At 64.3% G+C, this 20,221-nt stretch carries 19 protein-coding genes; 8 read left to right on the top strand and 11 right to left on the bottom strand.

Going from position 1 to position 20,221, the window contains the following annotated elements:
* Nucleotides 1–138 precede the first annotated feature (138 nt).
* From nudC to QEN71_RS13715, 7 genes are all read right to left on the bottom strand, one after another.
* A complete protein-coding gene (gene nudC, locus QEN71_RS13745; RefSeq protein ID WP_201651581.1) occupies nt 139–1,098 on the bottom strand; it encodes an NAD(+) diphosphatase in 960 nt (319 codons plus the stop codon).
* Between the two features lie 75 nt (nt 1,099–1,173).
* Nucleotides 1,174–2,742, bottom strand: coding sequence for a S8 family serine peptidase (locus QEN71_RS13740; protein WP_201651579.1), 1,569 nt, complete (start codon nt 2,740–2,742; stop codon nt 1,174–1,176).
* An 80-nt stretch (nt 2,743–2,822) separates the two neighbouring features.
* Complete coding sequence (locus QEN71_RS13735) at nt 2,823–3,104, bottom strand: hypothetical protein (RefSeq protein WP_201651577.1); 282 nt, start codon at nt 3,102–3,104, stop codon at nt 2,823–2,825.
* Nucleotides 3,105–3,187: 83 nt separating this feature from the next.
* Entirely contained in the window at nt 3,188–4,174 is a 987-nt protein-coding gene (locus tag QEN71_RS13730; RefSeq protein WP_201651574.1) for an alpha/beta fold hydrolase, read from the bottom strand.
* Nucleotides 4,175–4,214: 40 nt separating this feature from the next.
* Complete coding sequence (locus tag QEN71_RS13725; protein ID WP_201651572.1) at nt 4,215–4,394, bottom strand: hypothetical protein; 180 nt, start codon at nt 4,392–4,394, stop codon at nt 4,215–4,217.
* A 186-nt stretch (nt 4,395–4,580) separates the two neighbouring features.
* The gene (locus QEN71_RS13720; protein ID WP_201651570.1) at nt 4,581–6,158 is read right to left on the bottom strand and encodes an aldehyde dehydrogenase (NADP(+)); all 1,578 of its coding nucleotides are present in this window, start codon (nt 6,156–6,158) and stop codon (nt 4,581–4,583) included.
* Nucleotides 6,155–6,805 carry an isochorismatase family cysteine hydrolase gene (locus tag QEN71_RS13715; protein WP_201651568.1) on the bottom strand — a complete coding sequence of 217 codons (651 nt, stop codon included), beginning with the start codon at nt 6,803–6,805 and terminating at the stop codon, nt 6,155–6,157. Before QEN71_RS13715 ends, QEN71_RS13720 begins: the two co-directional genes overlap by 4 nt.
* Nucleotides 6,806–7,125: 320 nt before the next feature.
* On the opposite strand from QEN71_RS13715, the gene QEN71_RS13710 reads away from it, so the two are divergent.
* Nucleotides 7,126–7,584: a winged helix-turn-helix transcriptional regulator gene (locus tag QEN71_RS13710; protein ID WP_233471870.1), complete on the top strand. Its 459-nt coding sequence runs from the start codon at nt 7,126–7,128 to the stop codon at nt 7,582–7,584.
* A 15-nt stretch (nt 7,585–7,599) separates the two neighbouring features.
* Here QEN71_RS13710 and QEN71_RS13705 read toward each other — a convergent pair whose 3' ends face one another.
* Nucleotides 7,600–8,856: an MFS transporter gene (locus QEN71_RS13705; protein ID WP_201651564.1), complete on the bottom strand. Its 1,257-nt coding sequence runs from the start codon at nt 8,854–8,856 to the stop codon at nt 7,600–7,602.
* Nucleotides 8,857–9,299: 443 nt separating this feature from the next.
* Here QEN71_RS13705 and QEN71_RS13700 point away from each other — a divergent pair, with 443 nt between their 5' ends.
* Nucleotides 9,300–11,108 carry a tannase/feruloyl esterase family alpha/beta hydrolase gene (locus tag QEN71_RS13700; protein WP_201651562.1) on the top strand — a complete coding sequence of 603 codons (1,809 nt, stop codon included), beginning with the start codon at nt 9,300–9,302 and terminating at the stop codon, nt 11,106–11,108.
* 12 nt (nt 11,109–11,120) lie between these two features.
* Here the strand turns inward: QEN71_RS13700 and QEN71_RS13695 are convergent, their stop codons facing one another.
* Nucleotides 11,121–11,978, bottom strand: coding sequence for a class I SAM-dependent methyltransferase (locus QEN71_RS13695; protein WP_201651560.1), 858 nt, complete (start codon nt 11,976–11,978; stop codon nt 11,121–11,123).
* A 204-nt stretch (nt 11,979–12,182) separates the two neighbouring features.
* Here QEN71_RS13695 and QEN71_RS13690 point away from each other — a divergent pair, with 204 nt between their 5' ends.
* The 4 genes from QEN71_RS13690 to QEN71_RS13675 are packed head-to-tail and all read left to right on the top strand — an operon-like array spanning nt 12,183 to nt 16,471.
* Nucleotides 12,183–13,391 (top strand): efflux RND transporter periplasmic adaptor subunit, encoded by a 1,209-nt coding sequence (locus QEN71_RS13690; protein WP_201651558.1) that lies wholly within the window; start codon nt 12,183–12,185, stop codon nt 13,389–13,391.
* Nucleotides 13,388–14,116, top strand: coding sequence for an ABC transporter ATP-binding protein (locus tag QEN71_RS13685; protein WP_201651556.1), 729 nt, complete (start codon nt 13,388–13,390; stop codon nt 14,114–14,116). The genes QEN71_RS13690 and QEN71_RS13685 overlap by 4 nt, the downstream gene beginning before the upstream one ends.
* Before the next feature lie 21 nt (nt 14,117–14,137).
* On the top strand, nt 14,138–15,292 hold the full coding sequence (locus QEN71_RS13680; protein ID WP_201651554.1) for an ABC transporter permease: 1,155 nt from the start codon (nt 14,138–14,140) through the stop codon (nt 15,290–15,292).
* Between the two features lie 12 nt (nt 15,293–15,304).
* A complete protein-coding gene (locus tag QEN71_RS13675) occupies nt 15,305–16,471 on the top strand; it encodes an ABC transporter permease (protein ID WP_201651552.1) in 1,167 nt (388 codons plus the stop codon).
* Between the two features lie 27 nt (nt 16,472–16,498).
* Here the strand turns inward: QEN71_RS13675 and QEN71_RS13670 are convergent, their stop codons facing one another.
* A complete protein-coding gene (locus tag QEN71_RS13670) occupies nt 16,499–16,936 on the bottom strand; it encodes a YciI family protein (RefSeq protein WP_201651551.1) in 438 nt (145 codons plus the stop codon).
* A gap of 96 nt (nt 16,937–17,032) precedes the next feature.
* Complete coding sequence (locus QEN71_RS13665) at nt 17,033–17,992, bottom strand: LysR family transcriptional regulator (RefSeq protein WP_201651550.1); 960 nt, start codon at nt 17,990–17,992, stop codon at nt 17,033–17,035.
* 102 nt (nt 17,993–18,094) lie between these two features.
* Here QEN71_RS13665 and QEN71_RS13660 point away from each other — a divergent pair, with 102 nt between their 5' ends.
* Both QEN71_RS13660 and QEN71_RS13655 read left to right on the top strand, forming a co-directional pair.
* Complete coding sequence (locus QEN71_RS13660) at nt 18,095–19,516, top strand: aldehyde dehydrogenase family protein (RefSeq protein ID WP_201651549.1); 1,422 nt, start codon at nt 18,095–18,097, stop codon at nt 19,514–19,516.
* 286 nt (nt 19,517–19,802) lie between these two features.
* Nucleotides 19,803–20,204, top strand: a complete 402-nt coding sequence (locus QEN71_RS13655) for a hypothetical protein (protein WP_233471864.1) — start codon at nt 19,803–19,805, stop codon at nt 20,202–20,204.
* The last annotated feature ends 17 nt before the right edge of the window (nt 20,205–20,221 follow it).

Raw genomic sequence — 20,221 nt, 5'->3', positions numbered from 1 at the left:
GACGGCGAGGGATGAATCTTCGGTGGACATGCTCGACATGCGACTGCCATGCAACTCGGGATACGCCGCATTTTACATCAACGTGTACGTGCGCGTACAGGTTGGCGCGCACCACGATTTTCCGTGGTGCGTGTGAGCCTAGCCGCGCAGAACCGCCGCGCCGTGTTCGACGTAGGCGCGCAGCAGATGATGTGCGATCGCGAACGGCTTCGGCGCCGACAGCCCGTCCGCATGCGTGCCTTCGAGCATCGCCGCGACTTCCGCGCGCGTGAACCAGCGTGCGTCTTCGAGTTCGGTGGTGTCGATGACGATGTCGGTATCGTTGGCCTGTGCGAAGCAGCCGATCATCAGCGACGACGGAAACGGCCACGGCTGCGACGCGAAATAGACGACTTCCGCGCAAGTCACATGCGCTTCTTCGTGCACTTCGCGGCGCACGGCGTCTTCAACGGTTTCGCCCGGTTCGACGAAGCCCGCGAGCGCCGAATACATGCCCGGCGCGAACTGGCGCTGGCGTCCGAGCAGACAACGTTCGCCGTCGATGGTCAGCATGATGACGACGGGATCCACGCGCGGAAAGTGACGCGCGCCGCACGCGTCGCACAGACGCTGCCAGCCGGCCGCTGTCGAACGGCTGCGCGCGCCGCAGTTCGCGCAAAAGCGGTGGCGGCGGTGCCAGTCGAGCATCGATTTGGCCTCGCCGAGCGCACCGAGCAGTTCCTGCGGTACGAGACCCTGTAGCGCGATCGAACGCAGATCGATGCGGTCGTACGGCAGGTCGCGCGCGTGCGCTTCGTCTTTTCCTTCGGTTTGCACGAGACCGGCCGTGAAGCCGAGTGCAAAACGCCCGCTGCCGTCGCGCTCTTCGCCGAGAAACACGCTTTGCAGCGGCTGGCCGAACGTGAGCGCTTCGCTCGCGGTGATCCATGCGTCATGCTTTTCGCCGCGCCTGAGCAAAGGCACGTCGCCGTCGAAGACGAGAAAACGCGCGGCGGAATCGTTGCGCAGCTTCGCGATGAAGTCTTCGTCGTCGCGCTTCTCGGAGCGGCGGTCGAGGTGATTGAGGTTGAAGCCGATGGAAGCGGAAGGGACGATCATCAGGTTGGAATATGGGCCGGGACGATCCGCAAGTATGGCACGGTGTCCCGGCCGGCGCTGGCAGGGACGATGCCGTCAAACCTGCTTCACAGCCGCGAGCGCATCGACGAGACCCGCGCCCGTCGCGCCGTCTTCGCCGACGCCCGCCGGCACGCCCGCGCCTTTCGGATCGCTCGCGGGATTCGCGTGCCCTTTCGTCACGTCGCGCGCGGTGCGGCGCAGGATCGCCTTGATATCGCCTGGCGAAAGGTGCGGATCGGCCTGCAACAGCAGCGCGCACAGGCCCGCCAGCTGCGGCGCGGCGGCCGACGTGCCGCTGAACACACCCCAGCCGTCGGTGGGCGTGGTGCCGTCGAAGGCCGCGTTCTCGCGGTCGATCTCGCAGCCGGGCGAGACGGGCAGCGAGATATACGTCGCGTGCGGCAACAGGCCGACGAGCCCGCAGACGTCGGGCACGCTGCGGCCCGAATAGATCAGGCTCGTGAACGCGCTCGCGTAGTCGGACGCACGCATCGCGCCGTTCTGATCGACGTACACGCCGCCCGCAGAAATGATCTCGGGCATCTGGCCGGGGAACGAGTAGTGGCCGTTGCCCGCCGAGAACACGATCACGACGCCGCGCTTCACGGCGGCCTGGATTTCCGCCTCCAGCGCGACGAGTCCATTGGGCAGCGTCTTCAGCGGCGTGTCGCCGGGACCGCGCAGGTCGTAGCCGAGACTCACGGAAATCACCTGCGGGTCGTGCTTGAGCGCCTCCTGCAAACCTTCGAGCACCGACGCGCCGCTCGACGGATCCGCTTCGTTGTCGAGCTTCACGCCGATGAACGTCGCGCCCGGCGCGATCGCGAAGATGTTCGCGGATTCGCCCGTGCCGTGGCCGTTGCCGTCGGTGCGACGGTCGGTGGCGCCCGGAGCGAGCACGACCGACGACGCATAGCCGTGCGCCTTGAAATACGGATGGCCGTGCGCGAAGCCGCTGTCGATCATCGCGATCCGCACGCCTTTGCCCGTGATGCCCTGCTGATGCACGGGCGTCGCGTTGAGCTTGAGCGCGATGTCGGCGGGCGCGGCGAGATGGAAGTAGGGCACGTTGGGCGGCGTCGCGGACGGCGTGCCGGCTTCGCGCGGCTTCGGTGCGGCGCGTTTTTTCGCCGCTGTCGTCGAGGTCTTTTTCGACTTCGCGCTCTTTGCTGCCTTCGCGGCCCTCGCCATGTAGATATGCGGCCACTGGATATACACGTCGTCGAGCAGCGACTGGATCGCGGGATCGGGATTCCACGGCGCGTTGTCGGGCGGATAGAGCACCGAGCCGAACTGTGCCGCCGACGCGCACGGAGCCTTCATGCGTTTGAGCTTCGTCTGGAACAGCGCTTCGAACTGCTCGCGCGAGCAGCGCATCGACGCCGACAGCGAGCCGCGGCCCGTCAGCGTGAAGCCGCGCCGCGAGAGTTCGGCGAGCGCGAGATCGGCTTGCGCGGGATCGGGGATGAACGACGACACCGTGTCCGTCGACATGCGCGCGCCGAACCGGGTGGGCCCGAAGTCCTGGCCCGGCCGGTTGAAGGTGACGGCGACGCGGAGTTCTTCGCCCGTGTCGCTGCGGGAAGGGCGGGTCGTTGCATCATGCGGATCGTAGGCCTTCATCGTTTCTTCTCCTGTGTCGACGGCGGTGGGCGCAAAGAGAACAAGAGCGCGTGCGCCGTCAGATGCAAGACGAATGCAGGTTAATCGAATGAAAGATGCTGCGGCGCTTCGCTGATCGACGAGACGTAGGGTTCGAGACTGTCCGGCACGGCAAGGGTTCCGCTCGTGTTGGAAGAAGAGGAAAAAAGCTGGCGGAATGCATCATCCGGCATACGCGCCGATAGCGACGCGTGGCCTTCGCCGCTGATCTGCATACCGAGCTGCTCGGCGGCACGTTTGGCCGCTTCGCGTGCGGCGTCGCTGCGGCATGGTTCGCGCAGCAGAAGCTGCAGACGCCGCACAGGACAGGATTCGTTCGTCATCGCCACCTCCGCATCGGTTGCAGCATAACGGGCCTTCGTGCTCGAAGACGGCTTTCGATCTTACGCCAGCCTGTGCAGCAATGTCATTGCGCGGCGCTCGTCATTTCATGCGAAGGCGACCGCGCGATGAATGCATCAATAGCCGATGCGAGCGCATGCGGATACTGATACATCATCGCGTGACCCGCCGAACGCACGACCAGCAATTGCGCATCGGGCAGCGTGCGCGCGAGCGCTTCGGCGTTCTGCTTCGGCAGGATCGTGTCGTCGTTGCCCGTCAGGACCAGCGTGCGGGTGTGCATGTCGTGCAAGGCGTGCGCGGCGGCATCGTCCTGTTCCCATGCGTGCAGCAGCGCCGACTGGCCGTTCGTCACGGCAGCGGAAATGGCCGGCGATGCGTAGTCGGCGGGCGTGAACATGTTCTTGCGGAAGCATCTGCCCGCTGCGTTCACGGCGGACGGCGGAAACAGAACCTTCATCACGTCGTCGAACGTCGTGCCCGGCTTGCCCGCGAGCGTCGCTTCGACATCCGGTGCGACGGGCACGCCGAGCGGCCCCGGCGCGGGCGCGCTCATCAGCACGACGCGCTGCACGTTCGCGGGATGATCGATTGCGAGTTGCGTCGCGACGGCTCCGCCCATCGACCAGCCGAGCACCGTCACGTCGCGCAGCTTCAGCGTGTCGATCAGCGCGGAGAGATCTTTCGCCATGTCCTGCACGGTGAACGTCGACGCATCCGGCAACGACCGGCCGATGCCGCGATTGTCGAACACGATCACCTCATGCCGTTTCGCGAGATCGGCGAGAAAGGCGGCGTCCCATTCGGACAGCGTCGCGCGATAACCCGTTTGCAGCACGATCGGACTGCCATGCCCGAAGCGGTAATACGCGATGTCGCCTTGCGAGGTATGTGCAATCTGCTCGCGAAGCATCGGCTGTTGATCCGGCCGGTGTGCGACGACAGGGCAGGCGTTTTCGGGCGGATAGCCGACCGTCTTCGCGTCGACGGGCGCAGCGGCGATGCCCGCGAGCAGCGCAACGAGCGGGACGATGGCATGCAGTCGTTTCATGACGATGATCCTTGCGCGGCAGTTGAGCGTTGCTCGTGTGTTACAGCAGATGCGTGACTTCCATATGGCGCTGCGCGAGCGGGCGGCGCGCCGACAGAAGCTTCGTCTGGTGCGTGAGCCACTCGTCGATTTTCTCGGCGACGACGGCCAGCATAGCCGACACGATCATGACGCTCGCGCCGAGTGCGCAGAAGACGAAGAAGGGCGGATGAAAAGGCATGACGGGCTCCTGATGGTCGACGATGATGCAAGGTGTCGTTGATTCCAGTGCTGACAGGCTGTCGTGGCTGGGTGTGACGACATGATGCGTCGCGCGAATGAGGGAAAAATTAGCGCCGCCGCCACCATGAAAAAAGCCCGCGCACGATGGTTCGTGTGCGGGCTTTGTCGCGTGGGAAAGGCCGGGTCAGGCTTTCGACAGTTCGCCGTCCGTCAGACGCCAGAGGCCGCGCGGATTGTCGTGCTTCAGCGCTTCCGGCAGCAGATCGTCCGGAAAGCCCTGATAGCACACCGGCCGCAAAAAGCGTTCGATCGCCGTCATGCCGACGGAAGTGAAGCGGCTATCGGACGTCGCGGGGAACGGGCCGCCGTGAATCGACGCATACGACACTTCCTGCGGATGCGCGAACGCGTTGATCACGATGCGGCCTGTGCGCCGTTCGAGTATCGGCAGCAGGCGCGACGCGAGCGCGTGATCGGCGGCATCGAGTTGCAGTGTCGCCGACAGCTGGCCGCGGAACTGTTTCGCGAGCGCGACCAGTTGTTCGACATCCTTGACGCGCACGAGCAGCGCAGCCGGGCCGAACGCTTCCTCCGACAGCGACGCCTCGTTGAGCATGCGCTCACCGTCGACTTCGAGCAGCAGCGCCTGACCGTCCCACGCGCCTTGCGGCTTGCCGCCCGCGGCGATGCGTTCCGCGCCCGCGTTGCGCTGACGTTCGACGTTTTCGCTGTACGACTTCCAGATGCCGGGCGTGAGCATCGTGCGCGCATGCATCGCTTCGACGCGCGCGATCAATGCCTGCCGCAGTTCGTCATAACCGGTGCCGTCGATCGCCAGCAGGATCGCGGGTTTCAGGCACGCTTGTCCGACGTTGACGAGCATGCGTTCGCCGAAGCCGTCGCCGATCGCCGCGCCGCGCGCAGCGAGCGCGGACGGCAGCACGAACGTCGGATTGACGCTCGTCATTTCGGTGAAGGCGGGAATCGGATCGGGACGCTGCTGCGCGCGGCGGAACAGCGCCATGCCGCCCGCCTCGGAGCCCGTGAAGGTCACGCCCTTGATAAGCGGATGATCGACGAGCGCTTCGCCGATTGCATTGCCGCCGCCGCGCACCATCGAGAACACGCCTTCGTGCAGGCCCGATGCTTCGACGGCCTGCTGGATCACGCGGCCCATGATCTCGGATGCGCCCGGATGTGCGTTGTGCGCTTTCAAAATCACGGGGCAGCCGGCCGCCAGCGCCGACGCCGTATCGCCGCCTGCCACCGAATACGAAATCGGGAAGTTGCTTGCGCCGAAGATCGCGACAGGGCCGAGCGCGATTTTCTGCATCCGGTGATCCATGCGCGCACGCGGCTGACGCTCGGGCTGCGCGGGATCGATGGTGGCCTGACGGAAGCGTCCCTGACGCACGACGCTCGCGAACTGACGGAACTGCGTCGCCGCCTTGGCCGTTTCCGCTTCGAGCTGCGCGGCGGGCAGGCCCGTTTCGAGCGATGCGCGTTGCGCGAGTTCGGGCGCGACGGCGTCGAGTCCGTCGGCGATGCGTTCGAGAAACGCGGCGCGTTCGTCGAGCGATGTGTTGTTGTAGCTGTCGAACGCATCGTCGGCGAGTTCCGCCGCGCGATCCACTTCCGCCGACGTGCCGAATGCGAAGTCCGGTTCGATCTCAGCGCTCGTCGCGGGGTTCAGCGCTTTCATGGTGCCGGACGTCGCGGCGACTTCATGCGCGCCGATCAGCAGGTTGCCGGTGAGCTTCATGCCGCTTCTCCTTGCGTGTTTTGTGCATTGGGAAGAGCGGCGAGCAGTTCGGCCGTCGTGAAGATTTCATGCGCGAAGGTCGGGCCGTTCAGTTCGTGGGACGCGCGCATCATCTCGGCCGTGAACGCGGCCGTGCCGTCGCGCACGAGCGTCACGTGATAGCCGAGTTCCATCGCGAAACGGCTGGTCGATTCGATGCACGTATTCGCGAGCAGACCGACGGCGATCACATGCGTGATGCCTTGCTGCTTCAGCTGGAAGTCGAGATCGGTGTTCGCGAAGCCGCTTTGAGCCCAGTGTTCCTGCACAACGATGTCGCCTTCCTGCGGCACGAAATCGGGATGCCATTCGCCGCCCCAGGTTCCCTTCGCGAACGACTGGCGCTTCTGAACGAGGCGCTGCGTGGGATTCGGATGATCCCAGTTGTCGTAATCGCCCGGCTGCCAGCGGCGGTGCGGTACGTAGAAGATCTGGATATCCGCCTTGCGCGCGGCAGCGACGGTCGCGCGGAGATTGTCGAGCAGCCGGACGTTGGTGGCGATCTCCTTGATCATCGGAAAGAGCTTGCCGCCTTCGGACAGAAAGTCGTTATACGGATCGACCAGCAACAGGCCAGTGCGCTCCGCGCGATACACGGTGTTGGGCATTTCAGTTCTCCATTCGAAAAATGCGATCGGATCGCATGTCGCAGTTGGCGCCGGACTGCGTTGATCGGACGGCGCGTGACGTCTCGCGCACCGCTAATGTGTGAGCAGGATATTACTATGAAAATCATAGTGTCAAGTGCTGAGACGCTTGGCGGGGTGTGCGGCGTCAATGATGGGCGAGTGCGAACGGCGCGTGAACAGTCGCCCGGCGGCCGTGTGCGTATGCACGTCACGCCGCGTTTGTGTTACTATGAAATTTAGAGTTTCGACGGGAGAGCAGCGTGGCGCGTGGCGCGGAGAAGGCAAATACGGTGTGTCCGGTGTCCCGGTCGCTGGACGTGGTCGGCGATCGCTGGTCGGTTCTCGTGCTGCGAGAACTGTACATGGGCGCAGCGCGTTTCGAGGAAATCCAGATCCAGACGGAAGCGACGCCGCAAATGCTCGCGACGCGTCTGAAGGCGCTCGAAGCCGACGGTATGATCGAGCGTCATCCGTACAGCGAGAAGCCGCTGCGCCACGAATATCGGCTGACGGAGAAGGGGCGTGCGTTTTACCCCGTGATTCACGCGTTGCGCGCGTGGGGCGAAACCTGGTGCAAGGACGAGAGCGAAGAGCTCGCGGTGAGCTTCGTGCACCGCGAATGCGGCCACGATGTCGGGCTGAGCAATGTGTGCCCGCACTGCGGCGTGCCCGTCGAACGCAAAGACCTCGACGCGACCTTGAGCCAGCAGTTTGCGAACGAGCGCGCCGGGCGGCGCGCTGCGTTCAAGCGAAAGTAAATTGCGTTTCCCGCGTCACACGCATTCGGTCTGAACCTCGCCCGCCTTCACGGGCGTATTCGTTTGCGCGTTCTGCCTGACCGTGCGGAAACTCGCCAGCGTGATAAGGCCGAGAATCGCGAGCACGCTGCCGAACCAGAAATCGACGGGAATGCCGGCGTGATCGACGATCGTGCCGCCCGCCGACGAACCCACGGCAATCGCCACCTGAATGATGCCGACGAAGAGCGCCGAACCCGCTTCGGGCAGATCGGGCGCCGCTTCCTGCATCCACACGCTCACGCATAGCGGAATCGCGCCGAACGCGACGCCCCACATCAGCACGACACCCGTCACGACGGGCGCCATGTCCTTGAGCAGCGGCATCGTCAGCAATGCAAACAGCAGCAGCAACGTCATCGCGGCAAGCGTTCCCTTGAGCTTGCGCGCGACGAACGTCGACACCGCGAAGTTCGACACGAAGCCGATGATGCCGAAGCCGAGCAGCACCGCGGTGATCGTCGATGCGCTGAAATGCGCGTCCTGCAGGAACGGCGCGATATACGTGTACGACGAGAAATGCGCGCCGAAGATCAGCGCGACCATCAGCAGGCTCTTGCGCGGAAACGGGCGACGCACGAGCGTGACGAGATCGGCGAAACGCAACGCCGCTTTTGACGGCAGCGACGGCAGCAGCGCGAACTGCGCGATGAGCGCGACGGCCACGAGCACGGCTGTCGCGATGAACGACATGCGCCACGAAGCGAAGCCCGCGATGAACGTGCCGAGCGGCACGCCGATCACGGTCGCGCAGGTCACGCCGGCAAGAATCATGGCCGTCGCGCGCGGCGCTTCGTGCGCCTTCACGAGCCGGCCCGCCGCGGCGAGCGCGAGCGTCCAGAAGCCGCCGAGCGCGCCGCCGAGCATCGCGCGGCCCACCAGCATCACTGGGAACGACGGCGCGAACGCCGACAGCAGGTTCGACGCGAGCAGCATCACGGACAGCAGGATCAGAATCAGCCGCCGGTTCACGCGGCCGGCGGCGAGCATCATCCCCGGCGCGGAAATCGCTGCCATGATGCCGGGGATCGTCACCATCAGACCCGCTGTGCCGGGCAGCACGTCGAAGGTTTGCGCGACTTGCGGCAGCAAGCCCACGGGCAGGAATTCCGTCGTCACGAAAGCGAATGCGCCAACCGTTACCGACGCCACCGCGAGCCATGCGCGCAACGGCGAAGACGCGCCATCGGCGGCGTCTTGCAGGTTGCTCGAAGGAGAGTTCTCGAAGTTCATATCTGTATCGCTGGATCGATGAAGGAGTGAGCGGTGCGCAACGTCCGATGCAATTGCACGTCACGCATCGACAAGAGGGCGCCACCTTATCACCGCTTGCGGAAATCAGCAGACGGATTGCCTGTTCAGCGTGGCGTATGTCGAATTGACCTTTTTCCAGCTGTGTTTTCAAGCGTGCGGAAATTTCTGCCGGAACGGAAATGGCGTTGCCTCAGCGCCCGGAACATCCGCAGGCTGATAAGAAAAACAGATTGAATCGCACGATATTTGCAATGATCACCGTCCCTTACGTTCGCTATCCTGAGCATACGGCTGGGCTGTGCGAGACGCCGAAGCGGTGCAGCGCGAGCGCTCCGTTCAGCCCGACCTTTCCCGCTGCGAGCCGCTGATAAGCGCGCCGCATCGCGGCCATTCGAGGACAACGACAGACAGGAGACAGACAGATGCGTGCGATCTGCAACGCAGGACCGCTTGCGCCTTCCTTGCCAGCGACGGCCCGCGCCGGGTGCCTGGCGAGCCTCACGAAACATCTATTGACCACGTTCGCCGTACTGGTTTCGTTACTGACGACGCTCGCATTTCCACCGGGCGCGCACGCTGCTTCGGGTCTCGCCAGCCTGCCCGCCGTGATGCCCGCGATGAACTGCGCGGCCGTCGCGAGTCTCGACCTGACGGGCGTGACGGACGGCACGGTCACGATCACATCGGCCGTCGTGCTGCCGGCGGGAACGGTGGTCGGCAATCGCACGCTGCCCGCCGCGATGTGCGACGTGAAGGGCACGATCGGGCCGGGCGCGTCGCTGTTCGAACTGCAACTGCCAACACAGGGCTGGACACAGCGTTATCTGCAGACGGGCTGCGGCGGCCTGTGCGGCAACCTGTCGATCAACGCGCCGATGGCCTCGACCTGCGTGCCCGTCACCAACGGCCAGATCGCAATGTCCGCGACCGACATGGGCCACGAAGGCGGCAACGACGGTTCGTGGGCGCTCGATCCGAAGGCGAAGCTCGACTTTGCGTATCGCGCGGAGCACGCGACAGCGCAAGTGTCGAAGGCGATCATCAACAAGTTTTACGCGCGGCCCGCGAAGTACGCGTATTTCGACGGCTGTTCCGACGGCGGCCGCGAAGCGTTGATGGAAGCGCAGCGCTTTCCCGACGACTTCGACGGCATCGCGGCCGGCGCGCCCGCGAACGATCTGATCGTGCAGAACACGTTCCATCACGGCTGGGCCGCCGCCGCGAATATCGATCCGAAAACGGGCAAGTACATTCTGCTCGCGGGCAAGCTGCCGCTGATCCATGCCGCCGTGCTGAAGGCGTGCGACAGCATCGACGGCGTGACGGATGGCATCGTCGACCGGCCGCAAGCCTGCCGCTTCGATCCCGCGACGCTGCTGTGCGCGAAAGGGCAGGCAGCGGCGACGTGTCTGTCCGCTTCGGAAGCGGCTGTCGTGCGCAAGATTCACGACGGCGCGACGGACGCGAGTGGCGCGCGCCTTGAGCCGTATGTGTCGCGCGAATGGGGTTCGGAGCTGAACTGGAGCCTCTTCGTGCCCGCTACGGATGCCGGCCCGAGCGGCAGCATCAACTTCGTGATGCCGTTCCTGCAGTACCTCGATTACTTCAACGGCTCGAATACGGCTGCGACGTTCGGCGACCTGAAGTTCACGATCGACAACTTCCTGAAGACCGTGCCCGTTTCGAAATATCTCGCGGCCACCGATCCCGATCTGCAGCCGTTCCAGCGACGCGGCGGCAAACTGCTGCTGTGGCACGGACTCGAAGACCAGCACATCTCGCCGCGTTCGACGATCGAGTACTACACGCAGATGAAGAACGTGATGGGCAGCGAGCGGGTCGACAGCTTCGCGAAGCTCTATCTGTTTCCGGGCGTCGCGCATTGCGGCGGCGGCGACGGTCCGAACACGTTCGATATCCTGACGCCGCTGATGTCGTGGACGGAATCGGGTGCGAAGCCGGGCAAGATCGTCGCATCGATCGTCGACTCGACGGGGCAGACGACGCGCACGCGCCCCGTGTTCCCTTATCCCGCCGTCGCGCGCTACACGGGTTCGGGCAGCACCGACGACGCAGCGAACTTCGCGTCGGTGCAGGACGACACGCGCATCGATCTGAACTGGATCGGCGAGTGGCTGTACTCGCCGAGCTACGAGGCATGGTGCAAGGCGCAAGGCTCGCAACTGGACTGCACGGGCGGCAACAACTGGAGCCGCTACCGCAAGAACTGACGCCTTCCGGCTTCAGGTAGTCGCGACGAGAAATGCTTCGCCCGTCGACGGTTGCAGACCATCGGATCGACGGGCGAAGTAGCGTTCGACCATATCGGCTGTCGATACATACTCCGCGCGTTTGAAACCCGCTTCGCGCGCGAGCGCCAGCATGTCGTCCGGCGTGAAGAAACTGACGAACGGCGTGCCCGCTGCACGCGCGCGCTCGTACACGAACTCGTGCTGCGCGCGCTCGGCGGGATCGATCAGATCGAGCGGCAGCAGAAAGGTCATCGCGAGCGTCGAGCCGGGCGCGAGTTGCGCGATCTGACGCAGCGTCGCGAGATTCGCTTCGCGCGTCAGGTACATCGACACGCCCGTCGATGCGATCACGGCCGGCGCGCTCGTATCGAAGCCCGCGTTAACGATCTGTTCCCACCACGACTGGCCTGCTTCGAAATCGACGGGCACGAGACGAAGCCAGTCGGGCAGGCCGTAGCCGAGTTCAATCAGGCGATTGCGTTTCCACGCCGTCGCACCGGGGCGGTCCACCTCGAAGATTTTCAGACGCGATGCCGTTTCAGGCTTGCGCTGCGCGAACGTATCGAGTCCCGCGCCGAGAATCACGTATTGCCCGACGCCACGCTCGAGTTCGCGCGAGACCAGATCCTCGATGAAACGCGCGCGGCCCACGATCGACGCGCGATAACCGCGCGTCCCTTGCGCATCCATGTCGGGGCGATTACGCCAGCCTTCGTCGGGTGCGGCGAGACGCAGGCCGATTTCATCGTCGAGCACATGCGGCGCGGCATCGACCTGCACATGCATCGCGCGCCACAACGCGACGCGTACGGCGGTGCTGTCGGGCGCAGCAGTCTGATCGTCCTGCATGTTGTTCTCCTTGAAATTCGAACGTCGACGGCGTGAATCTAAAACGGTGACACGGGCGTTTGTCAACTCGTGCACATGCCGGACGCATATGCCAATGCGAGGCGACCCTGTCGCGGCGCAAACGTAATGCCCGACTGACGCAAGCGCCAGCGAACCGCAGCGCTATACTGTGTGCCCGTCCACATCCCGCGACGACATAACAAATTGGCAGATCACGATCTGAAGCGGCTGAAAATCGACCGGCCTGCGCTCGCTACGGGCGGCCGCCGGCGCAACTGGATCGGCTACGGGGCCGTTGTGCTGATCCTCATTCTGGCGCTCGTCGTCGGGCTCCGGCTCGCCGGGCCGCAGACCGTCGAAACCACGACCGTGGTCTCGGCTTTTCCCTCGCAAAGCTACACGCTGCTCAACGCGACGGGCTATGTCGTGCCGCAACGTAAGGCGGCCGTGGCGTCGAAGGCGCAAGGGCGGCTCGAATGGCTCGGCGTGCTCGAAGGCACGCGCGTCAAGAAAGACGAAGTGATCGCGCGGATCGAGAGCAACGACGTCGCGGCATCGCTCGCGCAGGCGAAGGCGCAGATCAAGGTCGCAGAGGCGAACCTTGCGCTTCAGCAGGCCGAATTGAAGAACGCGGAAATCAACCTGCGTCGCTCGAAAATTCTCGCGCCGAACGGCGCGATTCCCGCGACGCAGTACGACGCCGATGTCGCGCGCTACGACAAGGCCGTCGCTTCCATCGACAACAGCCGCGCCGCGATCGTGTCCGCACAGGCGAATGCACAGGCTGCGCAGGTCGCCGTCGATCAGACCGTGATCCGCGCGCCGTTCGACGGCGTCGTGATCGAAAAGCACGCGAATGTCGGCGACAACATCACGCCGTTTTCGCAAGCTTCGGACAGCAAGGGCGCTGTCGTCACGATCGCCGACATGGCGACGCTCGAAGTCGAAGCCGACGTCGCCGAATCGAACATCGCAAAGATCACCGTGAATGCGCCGTGCGAGATTCAACTCGACGCGCTGCCGAACGTGCGGCTCGCGGGCAGCGTGTCACGCATCGTGCCGACTGTGGACCGGTCGAAGGCGACCGTGCTCGTCAAGGTGCGCTTCGTCGATCACGACGAGCGCGTGCTGCCCGATATGAGCGCGAAGATCGCGTTTCTGTCGAAGCCGGTGCCGCCTGAAGATCGCAAGCCGGTGGTCGCGGTGCAACCCAATGCGATCGTCGAGCGAGATGGCCGCAAGGTCGTGTTCGTCGTCAAGGACGACATCGTACACGCAGTGCCTGTTACGACGGGCGCTGCGCTCGGCGAACTGGTCGCAGTCGAAGGCGTGCGTCCTGGCGATGTGCTGGTGCGCGCGCCGAACGAACATGTCAAGGACGGCGCCAAGGTCACCGTGGCGAAGAAACAGTGAGTGCGCCTCCTAACAACGCCAACGCGAACGCCAACGCCACGCCGCCGCTCGTCGACATCCGGCAGCTCGTGAAGTCGTACCGGCGCGGCGTGCAAACGGTGCCCGTGCTGTCCGACATCACGCTAGCGATCGGCGAAGGCGATTTCATCGCGCTGATGGGGCCGTCGGGTTCGGGCAAGAGCACGCTGCTCAATCTGATTGCGGGCATCGACCGGCCGGACGGCGGCGAACTGCGCGTCGGCGGGCTGGATATCACGCGGCTGTCGGAGTCGGCGCTCGCGCAATGGCGCGCGGCGCATGTCGGCTTCATCTTCCAGTTCTACAACCTGATGCCCGTACTGACGGCGTTCGAAAACATCGAATTGCCGTTGATGCTCACGCGTCTGTCGCGCAAGGAGCGCCACGAGCGCGTCGGCCTCGTGCTCGACATGGTGAATCTCGGCAATCGCGCGCATCATTATCCGTCGGAGCTGTCGGGCGGACAGCAGCAGCGCGTCGCGATTGCGCGCGCGTTGATCACCGATCCGACGTTGATCGTCGCCGACGAACCGACAGGCGACCTCGATCGCGCGTCCGCCGAAGAAGTGCTCGCGATGATGCAGCGCCTGAACCGCGAACTGGGCAAAACGATCATCATGGTCACGCACGACGCGCACGCGGCGGGCGCGGCGAATGCGCTCGTGCATCTGGAGAAGGGAGAGCTGATCGATGGCACGGCTCGCTAAATCTGGCGCTGGCGCGCGATCATGTTCCTGCTGAAGCTGATCACGCGCAACGCGCTGCGTCACAAGCTGCGCACGACGCTGACCGTGCTCGGCCTGACGATCGCCGTGCTCGCCTTCGGGCTGCTGCATACCGTCGTCGATGCGTGGTACGCGGGCGCGGCGGCGGCATCGAATGCGCGGCTCGTGACGCGCAACGCGATCTCGCTCGCGTTTCCGCTGCCGTTGAGCTACGAGAACCGCATTCGCGGCGTGGACGGCGTGACGATGGTCGCGCGTTCGAGCTGGTTCGGCGGCATCTATCGCGAGCCGAAGAACTTCTTCGCGCAGTTCGCGGTGTCGGACAACTATCTCGATCTTTACCCGGAATTCATCCTGCCCGCGCAGCAGCGCTCGGACTACGAGCGCGACCGCAAAGGCTGTCTGATCGGCAGGCAACTTGCGACGGCATACGGCTTCAAGATCGGCGATGTGATTCCCATCAAGGGCACGATCTATCCGGGCACGTGGGAATTCGTCGTGCGCGGCATTCTGGACGGCCGCGACGAATCGACGATCACGCGCCAGATGATTTTTCACTGGGACTATCTGAACGAAAGCGTGCGCAAGATGCCGGGCCGCAAGCCGGATCAGGTCGGCGTGTACGTGCTGGGCATCGACAATCCGGATAACGCCGCTGAAATCTCGCAGCGCGTCGACGCCGTGTTCAAGAACTCGCTCGCCGAAACGCTGACGGAAACGGAGCAGGCGTTCCAGCTCGGCTTCGTCGCGATGTCGAATCAGATCATCGCGGCGATCCAGCTCGTGTCGTATGTGGTGATCGTGATCATCATGGCCGTGATGGCGAACGCGATGGCGATGAGCGCGCGCGAGCGCACCACCGAATACGCGACGCTCAAGGCGCTCGGCTTCGGCCCGGGCTTTCTCGCGCTCTTGATGTTCGGCGAATCGCTGACGATCTGCACGGTCGGCGCCGGCCTCGGCATGCTCGCGACGCCGCCCGCCGCGAGCTTCTTCAAGCAGGCGACGGGCGGCGTGTTTCCGGTGTTCGCCGTATCGCGCGACACGATGCTGCAACAGGCGGCGTGCGCGCTCGTCGTCGGGCTGGCCGCCGCTGTGATTCCGGCGATTCAGGCGGCGCGCGTGCGGATCGTCGAAGGCTTGCGGGCCATCGGTTAAGGGAACAGTCACGTGGCCATTCCGCTTTCGTACATCGCACGCAATCTGTGGACGCGCCGTCTGACCACCGCGTTGACGGCGGGCGGACTCGCGCTCGTGGTGTTCGTCTTCTCGACGGTGCTGATGCTCGACGCGGGTCTCAAGAAGACGCTCGTCTCGACGGGCGAACAGGACAACGTCGTCGTGATCCGCAAGGGCGCGGAAACGGAAGTGCAGAGCGCGATCGATCGCGGGCAGGCCAACGTGATCGAAATGCATCCCGCCGTGGCGATGGGCGGCGATGGGATGCGGATGGCGTCGAAGGAATCCGTCGTGCTGATCTCGCTGCGCAAGCTCGGCACGGGCAAGCCGTCGAATGTGGTGATTCGCGGCGTCTCGCCCGCGGGCATGAGCTTGCGGCCGCAGGTGAAGCTCGCGTCGGGACGCATGTTCAGTCCGGGTTCGTCGGAGATCGTGGTCGGCAGCAGCATCGCGAAGGGTTTCAGCAACACGCAACTGGGCGAGCATCTGCATTTCGCGCAGCGCGACTGGACCGTGGTCGGCACCTTCGATGCAGGCGGCAGCGGCTTCGATTCGGAAATCTGGGGCGACGTCGATCAGCTGATGCAGTCGTTCCGGCGCACCAGTTATTCGTCGATGGTGGTGCGGCTCGCGCAATCCGATCAGTTCGAGCAATTCCGCGCCGATATCGACGTCGATCCGCGTCTCGCGGAAGAAGCGAAGCGCGAGCAGACGTTCTACAGCGACCAGTCGAAGGCGCTCTCCACGTTCCTCAACATTCTCGGCATCACGCTGTCGTCGATCTTTTCGATTGCCGCGATGATCGGCGCGATGATCACGATGTATGCGTCGGTCGCGAATCGCGTCGCGGAGATCGGCACGCTGCGCGCGCTTGGTTTTCAGCGCGCAAATGTGCTGGCCGCGTTTCTGATCGAGGCGATGCTGCTGGGGCTGGTGGGCGGGCTGGCGGGTCTGGGCTGCGCGGCGTTCATGCAGTTCGCGTCGTTTTCGACCACGAACTTCCAGACCTTCGCGGACCTGTCGTTCCGCTTCATCCTCACGCCGTCGATCGTCGTGAAGACGCTGCTGTTTTCGATGACGATGGGGCTCGTCGGCGGGTTTTTGCCCGCGATGCGCGCGGCGCGGATGAATATCGTCGATGCGTTGCGAGCGCGGTGAACCCGCGCCGCGCTCACGCCGTTGCGATCAGGTCGTCTTGTGCGCCTGCCGCTCGATCTCCGCGCGCAGCCGGTCTTCCTGCTCGCGCAACTCGGGCGTGAATTCATCGCCGAAATCCTCGGCTTCGAATACCTGACGAATTTCGATTTCCGATTCGCCTTCCATCGGATTCGGACAACGCCGCACCCATTCGACGGCTTCTTCCATCGACTTCACCTGCCACAGCCAGAATCCGGCGATCAGTTCCTTGGTCTCTGCGAACGGCCCGTCGATCACCGTGCGGTTCGCGCCCGAAAAGCGCACGCGCTTGCCGCGCGAACTCGGATGCAGGCCTTCGCCCGCCTGCATGATGCCCGCCTTCACGAGTTCTTCGTTGAACTGGCCCATCGCCGCCAGCAGTTCGGTGCTGGGCATTTTGTACGCTTCGGAATCGGCGGTTGCTTTTACGATCACCATGACTCGCATCGTTTGTCTCCTGGTCGGGTTGTCGAACCTGCGCGAAATCGCGCCTTCATGATGACGACGTTCGAGCGCGGCCTGAATCGACAACGCCCGACGAGTTTATTTTTTCTTGCGACGTGTAGCGGTTTTCGGCGACGGCTTGCGTTTCGCCGCAGCATCAGCCCGCTGCGTATCCGCCCATTCGCGGATCATCGCAACCAGCGCGCGCAAGCCAGCCGGCGCGTGCCGGCGGCCCGGATAGTACAGACATAAGCCGTCGAGCGGCGGCGTCCAGTCTTCCAGCACGCGGACCAGTGTGCCCGCTTCGAGATCGGCGGCGACGGTCCATTCGCTCAGATACGTCAGGCCGACGCCGGCGCGCGCGGCGTCGAGCATCAGGCCGGCTTCGTCGAGCGTCATCGCGCCCTTGCCGTCGATCCGCACCGTTTCGCCGTGCCGCTCGAATTCCCACTGCCAGATCGAGCCGCTCGGCATGCGCGTGCGGATGCAGCGATGCTGGTTGAGATCGTGAGGCGTGCGCGGCGGCGCGTGCTGCGCGAAATACGCGGGGCTCCCCACCACCGCGAAACGCTGCCGGTCGCCGAACGGCACGGCGATCATGTCCTGGGGCACCGTTTCCGCGAGACGGATGCCCGCATCGAAGCCCTCGACGACGATATCGATCAGCCGGCCTTCCGTGACGATATCGAGTTTCATCTCCGGATAGCGCTCCAGAAACGCGATGAACACGGGCATCGCCTGATGCGCCGCGCCCACCGACGTGTTGATGCGCAGTGTGCCGCTCGGCGTGTCGCGAAAGCTGCCCGCCTGTTCGAGCGCGACGCGGATGCTCGACAGCGCGGGCGCCACGCTGTCGACGAATTGCGCGCCCGCCTCCGACAGTGACACGCTGCGCGTCGTCCGGTTGAACAGACGCACGCCGATGCGCGCTTCGAGCGCCGCCACGGCGTGACTCAACGCGGAAGTCGACACGCTCAGTTCGTTGGCGGCGGCGCGAAAGCTGCGATGACGCGCAACCGCCAGTACCGCTTCCAGTTCCGCCATGCCCGTCGTTTTCATTGTCCTGTTTTGCTCAATAGGTCATGTCCGATTGTACGACTAGTCGATTCAATCGTGCGCCGCTATCTTTACGTCACTGGAAGCACGTTACGAGGTATGCAGATGCACACAATCGACACAATCTATATTGACGGCGCGTTCGTCACGCCGCATGGCGAAGAGTGGTTCGACCTCTTCAATCCCGCGACGGAACGCGTGATCGGCCGCGTGCGCCTCGCCGACGCGAAAGACGCACGCGACGCGATTGCTGCCGCGAAGCGCGCGTTTCCGGCGTTTTCGCGTACCAGCAAACGCGCGCGCATCGACATGCTCAGGCGCATGCATGCTGCCGTCGTCGCGAAAGAGGACGAGCTGTACGAGGCGATCGTCGAGGAATACGGCGCGCCCGTGTCGCGCGGACGCTGGATGGCGCAGCACGCGAGCAACGTGCTCAGCGAAGCGGCCAAGGTGCTGGAGCACTACGAATTCAGGCGCCAGGCGGGCACGGCCGAAGTGGTGATGCAGCCGCTCGGCGTCGCGGGATTGATCACGCCCTGGAACAGCAACGCGGGCTTCATCTGCGGCAAGCTCGCGGCGGCGCTGGCGGCGGGCTGCACGACCGTCATCAAGCCGAGCGAGATGAGCGCGCTGCAGACGCGGATCGTCACGCAGGCGCTGCACGAGGCAGATTTGCCGCCCGGCGTGTTCAACATCGTGACGGGGCGCGGCGATTCCGTCGGTGCGCAGATCAGTTCGCATCCGGATGTCGCGAAGATTTCGTTCACGGGTTCGACGGCTGTCGGCAAGACGATTCTGCGAACGGGCGCCGATACGCTCAAGCGCGTGACGCTGGAGCTGGGCGGCAAGTCGCCCGTCGTCGTGCTCGACGATGCCGACTTCGCACAGGCCGTGCCGCTCGCGATTCAGGCGGGCTTCATGAACAGCGGCCAGGCGTGCATCGCGGGCACGCGCATTCTGGTGCCGCGCGAGCGTCTTTCCGAGTTCGAAGCGCTCGTGCGAAACGAAGTGGCGCGCGTGCAATCGGGTGATCCGCGCGATCCGCTCACGACGGTCGGTCCGATGGTCAGCCAGAAGCAGTGGGAGCGCGTGCAGCGCTATATCCGCATCGGCATCGACGAAGGCGCACGTCTGATTGCGGGTGGCGAAGGACGTCCCGATGGTCTCGACGCGGGCTGGTTCATCAAGCCGACCGTCTTCAGCGACGTGACCAACGATATGACGATCGCGCGCGAAGAAATCTTCGGCCCGGTGCTGTCGATCATCGGGTACGGCGACGTCGAAGAAGCGATCGCGATTGCCAACGATACGAACTACGGCTTGCAAGCTTACGTGCTCTCGCAGGACATAACGCGCGCGCATGAAGTGGCGTCGCGCATCGAGGCGGGGCGCGTGCTCGTCAACACGCTGGCGCATGAGCCGGCCGCGCCGTTCGGCGGATTCAAGCAGTCGGGCATCGGGCGCGAGTACGGCACGTACGGGATCGAAGCGTTTCTCGAACCGAAGGCAGTGCTCGGCGTGCTGTAAGCGTATCGCGATGTGATGACACTGGCGGCGACAGTGGCGGTAAAAGGCGGTTCGCCTTTCACCGCCTTTCTTTTTCTGTCTGGTATTAGCGGGTCATCGTGGGCGTATTCATCGATCACACGGACCACGGCGCGCGTTGCCACGCGATATCGATCCAGCACGCATGTGATACGTGAAAGCGTGCGTAAGCGAGCGCCGCGCAACGGCTCTCCCATCGTGTGGGACGCGTTGCTATCGTTTCGGCATCTTCATTACTGCAACGGCAGCGCAATATCTGCCGACCGCCATGATCTCGCTGAAACGAATTTCCCTTCTCGCCGCGCTCGTCGCGTTGTCCTTTGCTGCTCAGGCGCAAGTGCCGCCGTCGTCCGATCTTCCGCCGCCGCACGACGGTCCCGCGCACGATGGTCCGCCGCCGCATGGTCCGGGCTTCGCGGCCGTCAACGATCTCGAACACCTGCAACGTCTCTATGACATGAGCGGGCGCGATGCGGAGATGAACGCGGTCTATCACGACGTGCTGTCGAAAACGCACGATCCCGCGCTCCGGCATTACGTGTATGTCGCGCTGGCGCGCAATCAGCTGAAGCCCGCTAATGTCGATCAGGCAATCGACACGATTCGCAAGAGCCTCGACGAAGATATCGAAGCGCTCGACAAGCACCCCGCACAGCCTGTCAAGCGCTAAACGTTTGCGCTAAAGAC

Origin of the sequence: Paraburkholderia sabiae (genome assembly GCF_030412785.1) — a bacterium.
GTDB lineage: Bacteria > Pseudomonadota > Gammaproteobacteria > Burkholderiales > Burkholderiaceae > Paraburkholderia > Paraburkholderia sabiae.
This window is presented reverse-complemented; position numbering and strand designations above follow the sequence as displayed.

Bases quoted from the DNA above. Each gene is read 5' to 3' on its own strand.
- nudC (WP_201651581.1), bottom strand. From the start codon at position 1,098: ATGATCGTCCCTTCCGCTTCCATCGGCTTCAACCTCAATCACCTCGAC.
- QEN71_RS13740 (WP_201651579.1), bottom strand. From the start codon at position 2,742: ATGAAGGCCTACGATCCGCATGATGCAACGACCCGCCCTTCCCGCAGC.
- QEN71_RS13735 (WP_201651577.1), bottom strand. From the start codon at position 3,104: ATGACGAACGAATCCTGTCCTGTGCGGCGTCTGCAGCTTCTGCTGCGC.
- QEN71_RS13730 (WP_201651574.1), bottom strand. From the start codon at position 4,174: ATGAAACGACTGCATGCCATCGTCCCGCTCGTTGCGCTGCTCGCGGGC.
- QEN71_RS13725 (WP_201651572.1), bottom strand. From the start codon at position 4,394: ATGCCTTTTCATCCGCCCTTCTTCGTCTTCTGCGCACTCGGCGCGAGC.
- QEN71_RS13720 (WP_201651570.1), bottom strand. From the start codon at position 6,158: ATGAAGCTCACCGGCAACCTGCTGATCGGCGCGCATGAAGTCGCCGCG.
- QEN71_RS13715 (WP_201651568.1), bottom strand. From the start codon at position 6,805: ATGCCCAACACCGTGTATCGCGCGGAGCGCACTGGCCTGTTGCTGGTC.
- QEN71_RS13705 (WP_201651564.1), bottom strand. From the start codon at position 8,856: ATGAACTTCGAGAACTCTCCTTCGAGCAACCTGCAAGACGCCGCCGAT.
- QEN71_RS13700 (WP_201651562.1), top strand. From the start codon at position 9,300: ATGCGTGCGATCTGCAACGCAGGACCGCTTGCGCCTTCCTTGCCAGCG.
- QEN71_RS13695 (WP_201651560.1), bottom strand. From the start codon at position 11,978: ATGCAGGACGATCAGACTGCTGCGCCCGACAGCACCGCCGTACGCGTC.
- QEN71_RS13680 (WP_201651554.1), top strand. From the start codon at position 14,138: ATGTTCCTGCTGAAGCTGATCACGCGCAACGCGCTGCGTCACAAGCTG.
- QEN71_RS13670 (WP_201651551.1), bottom strand. From the start codon at position 16,936: ATGCGAGTCATGGTGATCGTAAAAGCAACCGCCGATTCCGAAGCGTAC.
- QEN71_RS13665 (WP_201651550.1), bottom strand. From the start codon at position 17,992: ATGAAAACGACGGGCATGGCGGAACTGGAAGCGGTACTGGCGGTTGCG.
- QEN71_RS13660 (WP_201651549.1), top strand. From the start codon at position 18,095: ATGCACACAATCGACACAATCTATATTGACGGCGCGTTCGTCACGCCG.
- QEN71_RS13655 (WP_233471864.1), top strand. From the start codon at position 19,803: ATGATCTCGCTGAAACGAATTTCCCTTCTCGCCGCGCTCGTCGCGTTG.